The organism is Dankookia sp. P2, assembly GCF_050632255.1.
Classification (GTDB): domain Bacteria; phylum Pseudomonadota; class Alphaproteobacteria; order Acetobacterales; family Acetobacteraceae; genus Paracraurococcus.
This window is the reverse complement of the sequence record NZ_CP192581.1, coordinates 6,166,221-6,178,840: the sequence shown is the minus strand read 5'-3', so window position 1 is coordinate 6,178,840 and position 12,620 is coordinate 6,166,221. Positions and strand designations below refer to the sequence as shown.

The following is a 12,620-nucleotide window of genomic DNA, read 5'->3' as shown; positions in this document are numbered from 1 at the left end:
CGAAGGGAGCGACAGGCATGGCATGGACCAGGCGCGGCACGCTGGCGGCCGCGGCGAGCATGGCTGCGACCGGCGCCGGAGCGCAGGCGCCGGCCCCTGGCCGGAGAAGCCGGTTCGCATCATCGTCCCCTTCCCGCCCGGCCAGGCCGCCGACATCTTCACCCGGCTCTACGCGGATGAACTCTCGCGCCGCTGGCCGCAGCGGGTGGTGGTGGAGAATCGCGGCGGCGGCGCCGGCGCCCCGGCGCTGGAGGCCGGGGCTCGCGCCGCGCCGGACGGCTATACGCTGACCGCCGGCACCTCCGGCACGCTCGGGGTGAACCCCTCGGTCCTGCCGCGCATCCCCTACGATGCGGAGAAGGACTTCGCCTTCATCGGCAATGTCGTCGTGCTGCCGCTGCTGATGGTGGCGCATCCTGCCTTCCCGCACCGCACGGCGGCCGAGGTTGTCGCCGCGGCCAAGGCGAAGCCGGGCGGCATCGACCTCGCCACCGCCGGCCCGGCGACCAGTCAGCATATGTCGGCCGAGCTCTTCGCGCATCGCACCGGGACGAAGTTCAACATGGTGCACTACCGCGGCAGCGGCCCCGCCATGGCCGACCTGCTGGCCGGCAACGTGCCGCTGATGTTCGACAGCGTTGCCTCGGCGCTTGGCAACATCCAGGCCGGCAAGGTGATCCCGATCGCCGTGACCACCCCCGCCCGGGCGCCGCAGCTGCCGATGGTGCCGACCATCGCCGAAACGGTCGCGCCCGGCTACGGCGCCTATGGCTGGACCGGCCTGTGCGGCCCGGCTGGCCTGCCGGATGCCATCGCCCGCAAGGTGAATGCCGACCTCAATGCCATCCTGCGCGAGCCGGCGATGCAGGCGCGATTCATCGAGCTGGGCGGCACTGCCGCGCCCGGCACGCCCGACGAATTCGGCGCCTTCGTGCGGCGGGAGATCGCCCAGTGGCGCGAGGTCGCCCGCATCGCCAATGTCCGGCTGGAGGGCTGACGCCATGCAGCGCCGTGCGCTCCTCGCCGCGCTTGCCCTGCCCTGGGTGGCGCGCGCCCAGCCGGGCGGCTTCCCGGCGCGCTCCGTCCGCATCATCGTCCCCTACGGGCCGGGCGGCTCGAGCGACATCGTCGCCCGCACGCTGGCGCAGCACGCCACCGAACTGTCCGGCCAGAGCTTCCTGGTGGAGGATCGCGGCGGCGGCGCGGGCGTGCCGGGCACCCAGGCGGTCCTCTCCGCCCCGCCGGATGGCTATACGGTCGGGACCAACGACAATGCGCTGGTGGTAAACCCCTCCCTGCTGAAGGAGAAGCCGCCCTACGAGGTCGAGCGCGACGTCGGGGCGCTCGGCCTCGCGGTCACTTCCCCCGGCCTGCTGCTCGCGCATCCCAGCGGCACGGCGCGGGACATGGCGGAGTTGGTCGCCCAGGCGGCAACGCGGCCGGGGATGGCGGTCTCGCATGGCGGCATCGGCACGCCCTCCACCTCGCGGTGGTGCAGATGCTGTTGGCGACGGGGCGGAGATTCACGCCGGTGGGCTATCGCGGCGGCGGGCCGCAGCTGACCGGGCTGGTCGCCGGCGACGTGCCCTATGGCATCGCCGCGCTTTCCTCCTCGCTGGGCCATGTGCAGTCCGGCCGGCTGCGCGCCATCGCGGTCACCGGCGCGGCGCGGACGCCGCTGCTGCCGGAGGTGCCGAGCATGGCGGAGGCCGGCTTCCCGGCCGTGGATGTCGTCGGCATCTGGGGCTTCATCGCGCCGGCCGGCCTGCCGCCCGAGGTCACCACGCGGCTGCACGCCCTGCTGATCGCCCCGGCGCGGGACCCGCAGCTGCAGGCAAAGCTGGTCGCGCAGGGCTATGCGGTGGTGGCGAGCAGCCCGGCCGACTACGCGGCGCAGCTGCGGCGGGAGGTCGCGCAATGGCGGGCGATTGTCGCCAAGGCCGGGATCACCCCCGAATAGCGAGACCAGGATTGCCTGGACACTGTCAGGGCAATCCTGTTCCCAGGTTCGTTGAATCGGCCCTTCACACCCTGAGTGTGTCCACTCCGGATGATCGCTAGCTACCCCGGCGGCAGCACCCGACAGGCTTCCGCCGCCACCCGCGCCAGCCGCAGCATCCGTCGCGCCGCCACGGCACCTGCCGCGGCCTCGCCGGCGAGATTGCTCCAGCAGTCGGTTCGACAGCAGCGCCCGCGCGGCGGCGTCGACCGCGACATCGGTCGCCGCCACCATCGCCGCATCCTGCAAGGTCCGCCGCAGCAGCGCCAAGGTGCCGGCCAGCCCCGGCCGCAGCCCGTGCAGCGCCGCCACCTGCCGTACCAGCCGCACGCCGCGCCAGGCGAAGACCAGCGCATCCAGCCCCGGCGAGGGGCTGATCGCCGTCACCGCGAAGCTCTGCACCGCCGCATTGCGGCCGAGCGCCGCGGCACGGGCTTCCAGCTGCGCCAGCGCCGGCTGCAGCAGCGCGCCCAGCTCTCGATGCTCGCCGCGCCGCGGATCGCCGGCTGCAGCGGCGCGGCTTCCTGCGCCGAGGCGGCCCAGCGCAGCGTCTCCGCCTTGGCCGCCGCCAAGTCGCCGCGGGCGAAGGCGGCACGGGCGCGGTCGACCGCGCGGATCGAGGCCAGCCCGCGTACCTCCCGCCACAGGCCGGAGCCCAGCAGCGCCACGCCGCCGGCGACCACGCCGAGCGTGGCCCAGCCCTGCACCGCACCGCGGCCGAACTGGTCCATGACGAAATTGGCCGCATCCAGCGCCGCCAATCCGCCGCCCAGCAGGGTCAGCCCGCCGATGGCGCGGCCGATGCCCGACCAGCGCACCGAGGGGCGCGGCACCGCCACCGGCACCACCGCCTGCTCCCATTGAAAGTCGAGCCGCGGCGCCGGCCCGTCCTGCTCCTCGAGGATCACCCGAGGGCCGCCCGGCGGCATCGCCTGCGCCTCGGCCTGCGGCATGGGACGCGGGGTGACCGGGATTGGCTCGTCCTCCGGGATCACGCGCGGACCGCGCGGCGGCTGCCTGTCGCTCACAGCAGGTCTCCGATCAACGCCGCCAGCAGCGCGTCGAGGCCGAGATGCGGCACCCCGGCGCCGCCCGCCGCATCCAGCCGGGGTGGCTGGAATCCCGGCATCTCGAAGAAGCCATGGTCCCAGAAGCCTGGCTCGGGCGGGCGCAGCGGGATTTCCCCAGGATAGACCTTGGCGCTGCGGCCGCTGGCGAGCAGCACGCCGCGGACGGCCGCGACCGGACGGCCATCGAGCGTCGCCACGTCATCCTCGGTACAGCGGATCGCGGCCAACGCATGCACGCTGGTGGTGACGCCGGCGCTGGTCGCCCTGCCCTGCGGCGCCGCGACCAGATGCCCGAGCAGCGCCGACAGCGCGTCCCGCTGCCGCGCCGGCACGTGGTCCGCCTTCGTGGCGACGAAGGCAACACGATCCACGCCGACGCCGGTCAGCCAGTCCAGCCAGCCGCCGCCGTAGCGCAGCGCCTCGGCGATGGCCGCCAGCGCCTCGGCGGTATCGTCGAAGGCGGCCTGGCCGGCATGCAGCGCGCCGAGCACGTCGACCAGCACGGCCTGACGCTCGAAGCGGCGAAAATAGGGCTCGAAGAATTCGCGCCGCTGCGCCTCGACATAGGCCCGGTGGCGCTCGGCCATGACCGTGGCGAGGCCGCCACGGGCGCCGGGCGGCAGCGGGAAGAACCATAACAGCGGCGTCTCCCCGCGCGGCCCGGGATTCAGCACGCGGCCTGGCTGCAGGAAGCGGAAGCCGAGCCGGTCGCGGCAGCCGCGCAAAGCGTCGCGGTAGAGTGCGAAGCCGCGTTGGACCAGGCTGTCCTCGGCCCCGACGCCGGTCGGCAAAGTGTCGAGGAAACCGAGGATTCGCCCATGGCGGCGGCATGGCCCGGCCGCCGCAGCCGGGCCAGGGTCGCCGCCGACCAGCCGGAGAAGTCCTGGTTCAGCATCGGCAGATCGAGCAGCCATTCGCCGGGATAGTCGAGCAGCTCGAGTGTCACGCCGCGGGTCCCGAGCAGCCCCGCCAGCATGGACTGCCGGTCGAGCTCGAGCGTCAGCTCGAGGGTCGAGAGATCCTCGGTCCGGGCCGGCCAGGCGGGCGGGTCGGCGGCCAGCGCCGCCAGATGCGCCGCGACATTGAAGCGCGGCAGGCCCTCGATGCCGGGCGGGACCGGCCGCACCGCGCGCAGCCGGCCGCCGGCGGCCTCTTCCAGCATCGGCAGCGTCCGGCGCCCGCGCCCCGCCGCCAGCAGGTTCGCCAGCAGCGAGGTGAGGAAGACCGTCTTCCCCGCCCGCGTCAGGCCGGTGACGGCCAGACGGATGCGTTCCTGCCCGATCAGCGAGCGGCCGAGCCGCTCCGCCCCGTAGGCGGCGTCGCGCAGCAGGCCGAAGGGATCGAGAAGGCCCGACATGGGACGCAGCCGGGGCGCGGCAGCCCTGGCCTCAGCGCTGGATCAGCTCGATCTTGTAGCCGTCCGGATCTTCGACGAAGGCGATGATGGTGGTGCCGAACTTCACCGGCCCGGCCTCGCGCGTCACCTTGCCGCCGCCGGCGCGGACCTTCTCGCAGGCCGCGGCCACGTCCGGCAGGCCGACCGCGAGGTGGCCGAAGGCGTTGCCCTGCTCGTACTTCTCGACACCGTAATTGTAGGTCAGCTCGATCTCGCCCTGGCCCTCGGCATTGCCCTCGCCATAGCCCAGGAAGGCCAGCGTGTACTTGCCGTCCGGCACGTCGCGGCGGCGCAGCTCCTTCATGCCCAGCAGCTCGGTATAGAACTTCACGCTGCGGTCGAGATTGCCGACGCGGATCATGGTGTGCAGGAACTTGCTCATGGGACGGTCTCCTCAAAGGTGGTTGGGTCGCAGGCGAGGATGAAGAGCCCCGCCCGGTCGGCCGCCGCGACGGTCGCCGCGCGATCGACGACGATGGTCCCGCCCGCCTCGATGGCGATGCCGGCGAGCCCCGCCGCCGCCGCATGGCCGATGGTGACGGGACCAATGGTCGGGAGGTCGATGCGGCGATCCTGCCCCGGCTTGACCAGCTTCACCAGCACGCCGCCCGCCCCCTCCCGCCGCAGACCGCCACAACGGTCGAGCAGCGCATCGGTGCCCTCGATCGCCTCGACGCCCAGCACGAGCCCCTGCTGCACCACGGCCCCCTGGCCGACATCGACGGCGCCGAGCGCGCGGACCACGGCGATGCCGCGCCGGATGTCGGCGCGGGCCCGGGCATCAGGGGCGGCCGCGGTCAGCAGCCCGGCCGTCGGCAGCGCGTCCTGCACGATGGCCTGGGCCGGCAGGACGGTGAAGCCGTCCTCCTCCACCACCTTGACCATGGCCTTGAGCAGCCCGTCATCGCCCTGGAAAGCGGCCGAGCCGATGCGTGCCAGCAGCTTCAGCATGCCCCCGCCCGGTGCCAGCGAGGTCAATGAGGGCCGATGCGCCCGGCCGCACATCACCAGGTGCCGGATGCCCTGCGCGCGGAACTTGGCATAGGCATCGTCGACCGCGCCGACCTTGACCATGGCATGCGGCACATGGCCGTAATCGGCGGGGTCGGCCCAGCCCTCGATCAGCAGGGCGAAGACGTCATGGCCCGCGGCGCGGGCGGCGGTGACCACCCGCAGCGGCATCTGTCCGCCGCCGGCGACCAGGCCGAGCTTGCTGCCGGGTGGCAGGCTCACGTGCCGTCCCCGTTCTCCTCGTCGACGCCGCCGAGTTCGGGAGCAGCCATGCGGCCGGGGCGCACCAGTTGGCGACGGCGCGTCATGTCGCGGACGAAGTCGAGGACTTCCTGCACCAGCACTTCCTCGGGCCAGCGGGTTGCCGCCTGCTCGATCTTGGCCGCGAATTCGCCGGGATCCTTGAACAGCAGGTTGTTGGCGAGCCGCAGCGTCCGCAGCTGGTCGCGCGAGGCGCCTCGCCGCAGCAGGCCAATCTTGTTGAAGCCGACGAGGCGCGCCGGCAGGCCGAAGACATAGCCGAAGGGCGGGATGTCGTTGGTGACGCCAGCAAGGCCCGAGACCATCGCCAGCCGGCCGATCCGCACCGTCTGGTGCACCGCGGCGCCGCCGCCGATAAAGGCGCCGTCGCCGACCAGCACATGGCCGCCGAGCATGACGTTGTTGGCCAGGATGACGCCTTCGCCAAGGATGCAGTCATGCGCGACATGCGCCTGCGCCATCAGCATGCAGCCGGCGCCGACCCTGGTCACGCCGCCGCCGCCGACGCTGGCGCGGTGGATCGTGACGCCCTCGCGGATCAGGCATTTCGGCCCGACCTCGCACCGCGTCGGCTCGTTCCTGTATTTCAGATCCTGCGGCGGCGTGCCGATCGCGGCGAAGGAAAGAACCTTGGTGCCCGCACCGATCTCGCGTCGCGCCATCGACGACGACATGCGAGACGAGCTCGACATCCGCCTCCAGCACGACCTCCGGCCCGACCGTGCAGAAAGGGCCGATGCGGCAACCGGGGCCGATGACGGCGCCTTCGGCGATGGCGGCATTCGGCGCGACCGATGCCGTCGGGTCGATGCCGGTCAGGGCCAGGGGGGCAAGGCGTTCAACGGTCCAGGATCATCGCAGCATAGGTGGCTTCCGCCACCACCTTCCCATCGACCTTGGCCTCGGCGTGGAACTTCCAGATGTTGGCCCGCTGCTTTTCCTTCACGACATGCACGCGCATCTGGTCGCCGGGCACCACGGGCTTACGGAACTTGGCGTTCTCGACAGTCATGAAATAGACCAACTTGCCGCGCGCCTCCGGCCCCAGCGTCTCAACGACCAGCACGGCTGCGGTCTGCGCCATGCATTCGATGATCAGCACGCCGGGCATCACCGGGTGTTCCGGGAAATGTCCCTGGAAGAAGTTCTCGTTGATGGTTACGTTCTTGATGCCGATGGCAGAGATGTTCTTGTGCACCTCCACCACGCGGTCGACCATCAGGAAGGGGTAGCGATGCGGGATCGCGCGCATGATCTGCGCGATGTCGTAGGCTTCCACCGTCGCCGCAGCCGTGGTCTCCGCCGCCTGCGCCTCACTCGCGTCCATCGTACCCGTCTGCCTTCTGTCTAGCCGTCGCGCCCGCTGCCGAGCTTCTGCCACCGCGCCATCGCACGCCAGAATCTCCTTACAGGCATGGACGGACTGCCGATTACATCAACCTTCGGTGGGACGTCGTTCATGACGCCGGCCTGTGCGCCGATCCGCGCCTGAGAGCCGATCGTAAGATGGCCTGCAATCCCGGCCTGCGCTGCCAGGGTCACGAAGTCGCCGAGCGTGGCGGAACCGGCAATCCCTGCCTGCCCGACAATGACGCAACCGCGCCCCATCTGCACGTTGTGCCCGATCTGCACCAGATTGTCGAGGCGCGTGCCCGGCCCAATGACGGTATCGCCCTGGCTGCCGCGGTCCACGCAGGAATCGCTCCTACCTCGACGAAGTCTCCCAGCACTACGCGACCGAGTTGGGGCATAGTCTCGAAGCGGCCATCCGGGGTCGGCGCGAAGCCGAAACCTTCCTGCCCGATCCGGGCGCCGGGATGCAGCACCACGCCGCGGCCGAGGATGGCGTGGCTGACGCTGCTGTTCGCATGCAGGCGGCAGCCATCGCCGATCTCGACGCCGGGCCCGACCGTCACATGCGGCTGCAGGATGCAGCCGGCGCCGATCCGTGCCGCCGCGCCGATGACGACGCAGGCGGCGATCTCCGTTCCCTCTCCGATCACCGCGTCCGGCGCCACGACCGCGCTGGGATGAATGCCGGGCACCGGCTGAACCGGCGGGTGCAGCAGTCTCGCGACCCGCGCGAAACCGAGATAGGGCTGCGCGGTCACCAGGGCCACGGCGCCCGCCGGAACCTGGTCGGCGAAAGCCTTGGCCAGCACCACGGCGCCGGCCTTGGTCTCTGTCAGCAGCGCGGCATAGCGGCGATTGTCGAGGAAGCTGACGTCGTCCGGTCCCGCCGATTGCAGCGGGGCGACGCCAGTGAAACGCCGCTCCCCGTCACCCTCGAAGGCGGCGCCGGCGGCGGCGGCGACATCCGCCAGCCGCTGCGGGCCGCTGCCGGGAAAGAATCGAGGGTCCGCCATGGCGCCGCCTGCCCGGTCAGCGCCGCTGCTGCGGCTGGCCCTGCGCGGCAGGACGCGCCGCCGGCGCATTCGCCGCGGCGGGCGCCTCGGTGCCGTTCGACTCCGGCGGCATGTTGACGCTCTTGAGCACCTTGTTGAACTGCGTCGCCACTTCCTCGGTCAGGTCGAAGGGCGGGTCGTTGAAGATGACCAGCGGCCGCGGCAGCACGAGGTTGACGCTGCGGCTCGCCGCGACCTGGCGGATCACCGTGCCCAGCGTCTGCTCGATCTCGACCAGCGACTGCTGCGCTGCCTGCTCGATCGTGCGGCTGCGCTCACGGAAGATGCGCTGACTGTCGGTGATGCGGTCCTGCAGGCTGCGCTCACGCTCCCGCAGCTGGTCGGCCGGCAAGGACGCGCGCTGGTTCGCCAGCTGCTGCTGCTGCTCGCGCCAGTTGTTCTGCTCGCGCTGCAGGTCGTCGTTCAGCCGCTGGCGGCGACGCTCGATCTCGTCCCGCACCTGGGTGAAGGCGGTCGAGACGCGCTGGATTTCCGGCACATCGACGATGCCAATGACCGCCGTCGGCGGCTGCTGGCCCGCCGGCAGCGGCGCTGGGGCCTGAGTGGCGGGCCGCTGCGGCGGGCGCTGCTGGGCCTGCGCCGGCTGGCCGGCCGGGCGCTGCGCCGGCTGGCCGGCCGGGCGCTGCTGCCCCTGGCCCGGGACGAACCATTCCGGCTGCTGCTGCGCGAAGGCCGGCGTGGCCAGCAGCAGGACGGCCGAGGCGGCACCGGCCAGGAACCGGGGGGCCGAGCGGGCCGGGGCGGAGGTAAGGCGCATGAAGCGTGGAATTCCCATCATCAGAAGCGGGTGCCGAAGCCGAAGCGGAAGATCTGCGTCTCGTCGTAAGATTTCTTCACGACGGCCTGGGCCAGGTCGATATTGATGAGACCGAAGGGGCTGCGCCACGATACGCCGACGCCGGCGCCGACGCGCGGCGAGGCATCGTCGCCGACCCGCACCCCCGCCAGGGTCGGCGAGCTCTTGTCGAGCTGCGACAGCGACCCGACATCGACAAAGGCGCGGCCGACCAGGCCGAGTTCCGCTGGCAAGGGCAGCGGGTAGCGCATTTCCGTGCTCTGCGTCCAAATGAAGCGGCCGCCGAGGCTGTCGCGGGTGTCGAGGTCGCGCGGGCCGGCGCCGGCGATGCGGAAGCCGCGCAGGTTCTCGCCACCCAGGAAGAAGCGGTCGATGATGCGTTCCTGCTTGCCGCCGATCGGCTCCAGGTAGCCGATGCCGCCGGAGATCGAGAGCACGTAGTCCGGGTCGCCGAGATACTGCTCGAACGGGATGTAATAGGTGCCGTCGAGCCGGGCGCGGATATAGGCCACATCGCCGCCGAGGCCGGCGAAGTCGGTGCCGAGCCGGGCCACGCCGCGCGCCGCGGGTCGATGATCGAGATCGCGGAAGTCGTAGGTCAGCGTCTGGCCGATCTGCGACAGCAGCGTCTCGCCCTTCTGCTCCTGGATGTAGCGGGAGGCATTCGCGGCGATGTCGTAGACCTCTCGGTCGGTCAGGGTATAGGCCCAGGTCTGCCGCAGCCGGTCGTTGAAGGCGTAGCCGACGCGCAGCGCGAAGCCCTGCCGGCGCTCACGGTAGGCCGAGATGCTGAGCAGGTTGCGCTGGACGAAGAAGATGTCGAGGCCGGCGGCCAAGTTGCGGTCGAGGAAGTAGGGATCGGTGACCGAGAAGTCGAGCTGGCTGCGCCGCTGCGCCAGGGTGCCGTTGATGCGGGCGTCGATGCCGGTGCCGAGCAGGTTGCGCTCACGCAGGCCGACATCGGCCAGCGCGCCCGCATCCGTCGAATAGCCGCCGCCGATCGAAACCTCGCCCGTCGCCCGCTCGACAACCTGGGTGTTGAGCACGGCGCGGTCCGGCGCCGAGCCGGGCTGCGAGCTGATCTGCACGTCGGAGAAGTAGCCGAGGTCGCGGATGCGCTGCCGGCTGCGGCGAATCTGCGCGGCGTTGAAGGCATCGCCCTCGGCCAGGCGGAACTCGCGGCGGATGACGCGGTCCTGGGTCCGCGTGTTGCCGTTGATCTCGATGCGCTCGACATAGACCCGCGGCGCCTCGTTGATCTCGAAGCTCAGGTCGACGGTCCGCGCGTCCTTGTTGCGCTGGATCCGCGGCTGCACGTCGACGAAGGGGAAGCCGCGCAGGTTGACGGCATCCTGCAGCGACTGCGCGATGCGCTCGACGCTGTCGCCGTCGTACCAGTCGCCGGTGTCGATATCGACCAGGCGGCGGACGCTGGCCGCATCCAGGTTGCGCAGATTGGAGACGACGTCGACCTTGCCGACACGGTAGCGCGGGCCCTCGTCGATCGTATAGGTGACGAAGAAGCCGCTGCGGTCGGGCGCCAGCTCGGCCGTGGCGTTGTTGATCTGCACGTCGGCATAGCCGTTCCGCAGGTAGAAGCGGCGCAGCAGTTCGCGGTCGAAGGACAGCCGCTCGGGGTCGAACTGGTCGGAGGAGGAGAGGATGCGGTACCAGGCCTGCTCCTTGGTTGCGACGATCTCACGCAGCTTGCTGTCGCTGTATTCCTGGTTGCCGACGAAGTTGATGCGCGCCACCAGCGCCGCATCGCCTTCCTGGATTTCGTAGACCACGTCGACGCGGTTCTGGTCCTGCTGGATCAGCTTCGGCTCGACGCTGGCGGCGAAGCGGCCGCGCCGGGCGTAGAGCTCCTGGATCCGCTGCCGGTCGGCCTGCACCGCCTGCGGCGTGAAGACCGCCCGGCTGCGCATCTGCACCTCGTTGCGCAGCACCTCGTCGGAAATCTTGCGGTTGCCCTCGAAGGCCACCCGATTGACGATCGGGTTCTCCTGAACGTCGACGATCACCCGGTTGCCTTCGCGGCGTACCTGGACGTCCTTGAACAGGCCAGTGGCGAAGAGCGACTTCAGGCTCCGGTCGAGCCGGTCGGCATCGAAGGGATCGCCGGGCTGCAGCAGCATGTAGGACCGCACGGTGTCGGCCTCGATGCGCTGGTTGCCCCGCACCTCGATGGCCTGGACGGTGCCCTCGGCGCCGGAGCGCTGGGACGCCGCCCGGGCCGGAGCGCGGGTCTGCGCCTCCGCCACCACGGGCAGCAGGGCCGGCGTCAGGCAGGCGGTGGCGAGCAGGAGGACGCGAAGGGAAAGGGACAAGTTGGGACCCGTGCAGCTGGGGATCGCAGGCGGGGCGCAGAATAGCCGCAGCACCCCGTCGCCGCCACCCCGCCCGCTGCGCCCCCGGTCCGTATTGCCGCCGGCGTGGCCCGGCGGCGTCATGCGGCAGGGGCCGGCGTGCCGCTCAGCCCAGCAGGCGGGCCACGAATTTGCCGATACCGCCCTCGACGATGTCGTTCCTTGAGGCGAAGAGGAACAGTGCGATCAGCAGCGCGAATCCGGCGCGGAAGCCGTATTCCTGCACCTTTGGCGGCAACGGCCGGCCGCGAATCGCCTCGGCCGCGTAGAACATCAGGTGGCCGCCATCCAGCACTGGGATGGGAAACAGGTTGAGCAGGCCGAGGCTGACTGAGAGCACCGCCATCAGGTTAACCAGGGCACCGAGGCCGAGCGAGGCGGCCTCCCCGCTGATCTCGGCGATGCGGATGGGTCCGCCAAGTTCCTTGGTGCTGCGCTGGCCGGTGATCATCTCGCCGATTCCGGCGAGAGTTTGCCAGGTGATGTCGGCGGTCTGCACCGTGCCGGCGGCCAGGGCGGAGATCGGGTCAAGCCGATCGAACCGCGCCGCGCCGCCCTGGATGCCGAGCACGCCGACCTTGCCCTGGGCATTCTCCCGCATCTCGGGCACCACGGTCAGCGTCAGCTCCGCCCCGTCGCGCAGCACCCGGACGGCGATCGGCTGGCCGGCGCGCGGCTGGACATAGCGTTGCACCTGCTCGAACCGGTTGACCTTCTGGTTGTCGAGCGCGGTGATCTCATCGCCCGCGCGGAGTCCGGCCTGGGCCGCGGCCGAGGCCTCGACCACCGCGCCGACGCCGGTGCCGCCGACCGGCTGGCCGATGGTCATGAAGAGGCCGGCGAAGAGCAGGATCGCGAGGACGAAGTTGGCTACCGGCCCGGCCGCCACAACGATGGCGCGACTGCCGACCGACTTGCCGTGGAAGGTCCGCCCTTCCTGCCAGGAGGCCCGCACCTCGGGCGAGGCGTCCTCGGGCGTCTCCTGCCCATGCATCTTCACGTAGCCGCCGAGCGGAATCCAGCCGAGCCGCCATTCCGTGCCGTGCCGGTCGATGCCTTTCAGGATGGGCCGGCCGAAGCCGATCGAGAAAGCTTCCACATGAACGCCGCGCCAGCGCGCGGCGAGGTAGTGGCCGAGTTCGTGGATGAAGACCAGCACGCCGAGCACGACCGCGAACGCAATCAGGGTGCGCGGCAGGCTCGGCAGCATGTTCCAAAGGTTACCCAGCAGCTCCAAGGCCCTGTCCTCCAGCCGGCCGGTGGCCGGCACGGGTTCAGCATCGGTCGATGGC

Annotated in this window: 12 protein-coding genes and 3 pseudogenes; 2 read left to right on the top strand and 13 right to left on the bottom strand. The window is 71.1% G+C overall.

All coding sequences use genetic code 11. From position 1 onward, the window contains the following. The first annotated feature begins 22 nt into the window (after positions 1–22). Both ACQ86J_RS36710 and ACQ86J_RS36705 read left to right on the top strand, forming a co-directional pair. Complete coding sequence (locus ACQ86J_RS36710) at positions 23–997, top strand: Bug family tripartite tricarboxylate transporter substrate binding protein (RefSeq protein ID WP_431269357.1); 975 nt, start codon at positions 23–25, stop codon at positions 995–997. After that, positions 978–1,960: pseudogene (locus ACQ86J_RS36705) on the top strand (Bug family tripartite tricarboxylate transporter substrate binding protein). Before ACQ86J_RS36710 ends, ACQ86J_RS36705 begins: the two are co-directional and overlap by 20 nt. A 101-nt stretch (positions 1,961–2,061) precedes the next feature. Here ACQ86J_RS36705 and ACQ86J_RS36700 read toward each other — a convergent pair. The 13 genes and pseudogenes from ACQ86J_RS36700 to rseP all read right to left on the bottom strand — a co-directional run bounded on the left by ACQ86J_RS36700 (position 2,062) and on the right by rseP (position 12,538). Beyond that, positions 2,062–2,217 carry a hypothetical protein gene (locus ACQ86J_RS36700; RefSeq protein WP_431269356.1) on the bottom strand — a complete coding sequence of 52 codons (156 nt, stop codon included), beginning with the start codon at positions 2,215–2,217 and terminating at the stop codon, positions 2,062–2,064. Continuing rightward, a pseudogene (locus ACQ86J_RS36695) lies at positions 2,189–2,401 on the bottom strand (DUF697 domain-containing protein); the annotation flags it as partial. The pseudogene ACQ86J_RS36695 and the gene ACQ86J_RS36700, both read right to left, overlap by 29 nt. Then, positions 2,383–3,027, bottom strand: coding sequence for a hypothetical protein (locus tag ACQ86J_RS36690; RefSeq protein ID WP_431269355.1), 645 nt, complete (start codon positions 3,025–3,027; stop codon positions 2,383–2,385). The gene ACQ86J_RS36690 and the pseudogene ACQ86J_RS36695, both read right to left, overlap by 19 nt. Continuing rightward, positions 3,024–3,830 carry a YcjX family protein gene (locus ACQ86J_RS36685; RefSeq protein WP_431272665.1) on the bottom strand — a complete coding sequence of 269 codons (807 nt, stop codon included), beginning with the start codon at positions 3,828–3,830 and terminating at the stop codon, positions 3,024–3,026. Before ACQ86J_RS36685 ends, ACQ86J_RS36690 begins: the two co-directional genes overlap by 4 nt. Beyond that, complete coding sequence (locus ACQ86J_RS36680; RefSeq protein ID WP_431269354.1) at positions 3,737–4,426, bottom strand: YcjX family protein; 690 nt, start codon at positions 4,424–4,426, stop codon at positions 3,737–3,739. Before ACQ86J_RS36680 ends, ACQ86J_RS36685 begins: the two co-directional genes overlap by 94 nt. A gap of 31 nt (positions 4,427–4,457) precedes the next feature. After that, the gene (gene gloA, locus ACQ86J_RS36675) at positions 4,458–4,847 is read right to left on the bottom strand and encodes a lactoylglutathione lyase (protein ID WP_431269353.1); all 390 of its coding nucleotides are present in this window, start codon (positions 4,845–4,847) and stop codon (positions 4,458–4,460) included. Beyond that, positions 4,844–5,698: an LpxI family protein gene (locus tag ACQ86J_RS36670; protein ID WP_431269352.1), complete on the bottom strand. Its 855-nt coding sequence runs from the start codon at positions 5,696–5,698 to the stop codon at positions 4,844–4,846. The genes gloA and ACQ86J_RS36670 overlap by 4 nt, the downstream gene beginning before the upstream one ends. Continuing rightward, positions 5,695–6,399, bottom strand: a complete 705-nt coding sequence (lpxA, locus tag ACQ86J_RS36665; protein WP_431269351.1) for an acyl-ACP--UDP-N-acetylglucosamine O-acyltransferase — start codon at positions 6,397–6,399, stop codon at positions 5,695–5,697. Before lpxA ends, ACQ86J_RS36670 begins: the two co-directional genes overlap by 4 nt. 176 nt (positions 6,400–6,575) lie before the next feature. Continuing rightward, entirely contained in the window at positions 6,576–7,064 is a 489-nt protein-coding gene (gene fabZ, locus ACQ86J_RS36660; RefSeq protein WP_431269350.1) for a 3-hydroxyacyl-ACP dehydratase FabZ, read from the bottom strand. 20 nt (positions 7,065–7,084) lie between these two features. Further along, positions 7,085–8,103, bottom strand: a pseudogene (gene lpxD / locus ACQ86J_RS36655) (UDP-3-O-(3-hydroxymyristoyl)glucosamine N-acyltransferase). 16 nt (positions 8,104–8,119) lie between these two features. Further along, positions 8,120–8,920 (bottom strand): OmpH family outer membrane protein, encoded by an 801-nt coding sequence (locus tag ACQ86J_RS36650; protein WP_431269349.1) that lies wholly within the window; start codon positions 8,918–8,920, stop codon positions 8,120–8,122. Between the two features lie 20 nt (positions 8,921–8,940). Next, positions 8,941–11,289: an outer membrane protein assembly factor BamA gene (bamA, locus tag ACQ86J_RS36645; RefSeq protein WP_431269348.1), complete on the bottom strand. Its 2,349-nt coding sequence runs from the start codon at positions 11,287–11,289 to the stop codon at positions 8,941–8,943. Positions 11,290–11,434: 145 nt separating this feature from the next. Beyond that, positions 11,435–12,538, bottom strand: a complete 1,104-nt coding sequence (rseP, locus tag ACQ86J_RS36640) for an RIP metalloprotease RseP (RefSeq protein ID WP_431272664.1) — start codon at positions 12,536–12,538, stop codon at positions 11,435–11,437. Between the last annotated feature and the right edge of the window lie 82 nt (positions 12,539–12,620).

Excerpts from the sequence above, each read along its gene's own strand:
- ACQ86J_RS36710 (WP_431269357.1), top strand. The coding sequence starts at position 23 with ATGGACCAGGCGCGGCACGCTGGCGGCCGCGGCGAGCATGGCTGCGAC.
- ACQ86J_RS36700 (WP_431269356.1), bottom strand. The coding sequence starts at position 2,217 with ATGTCGCGGTCGACGCCGCCGCGCGGGCGCTGCTGTCGAACCGACTGC.
- ACQ86J_RS36680 (WP_431269354.1), bottom strand. The coding sequence starts at position 4,426 with ATGTCGGGCCTTCTCGATCCCTTCGGCCTGCTGCGCGACGCCGCCTAC.
- gloA (WP_431269353.1), bottom strand. The coding sequence starts at position 4,847 with ATGAGCAAGTTCCTGCACACCATGATCCGCGTCGGCAATCTCGACCGC.
- lpxA (WP_431269351.1), bottom strand. The coding sequence starts at position 6,399 with ATGGCGCGACGCGAGATCGGTGCGGGCACCAAGGTTCTTTCCTTCGCC.
- fabZ (WP_431269350.1), bottom strand. The coding sequence starts at position 7,064 with ATGGACGCGAGTGAGGCGCAGGCGGCGGAGACCACGGCTGCGGCGACG.
- ACQ86J_RS36650 (WP_431269349.1), bottom strand. The coding sequence starts at position 8,920 with ATGCGCCTTACCTCCGCCCCGGCCCGCTCGGCCCCCCGGTTCCTGGCC.
- rseP (WP_431272664.1), bottom strand. The coding sequence starts at position 12,538 with ATGCTGCCGAGCCTGCCGCGCACCCTGATTGCGTTCGCGGTCGTGCTC.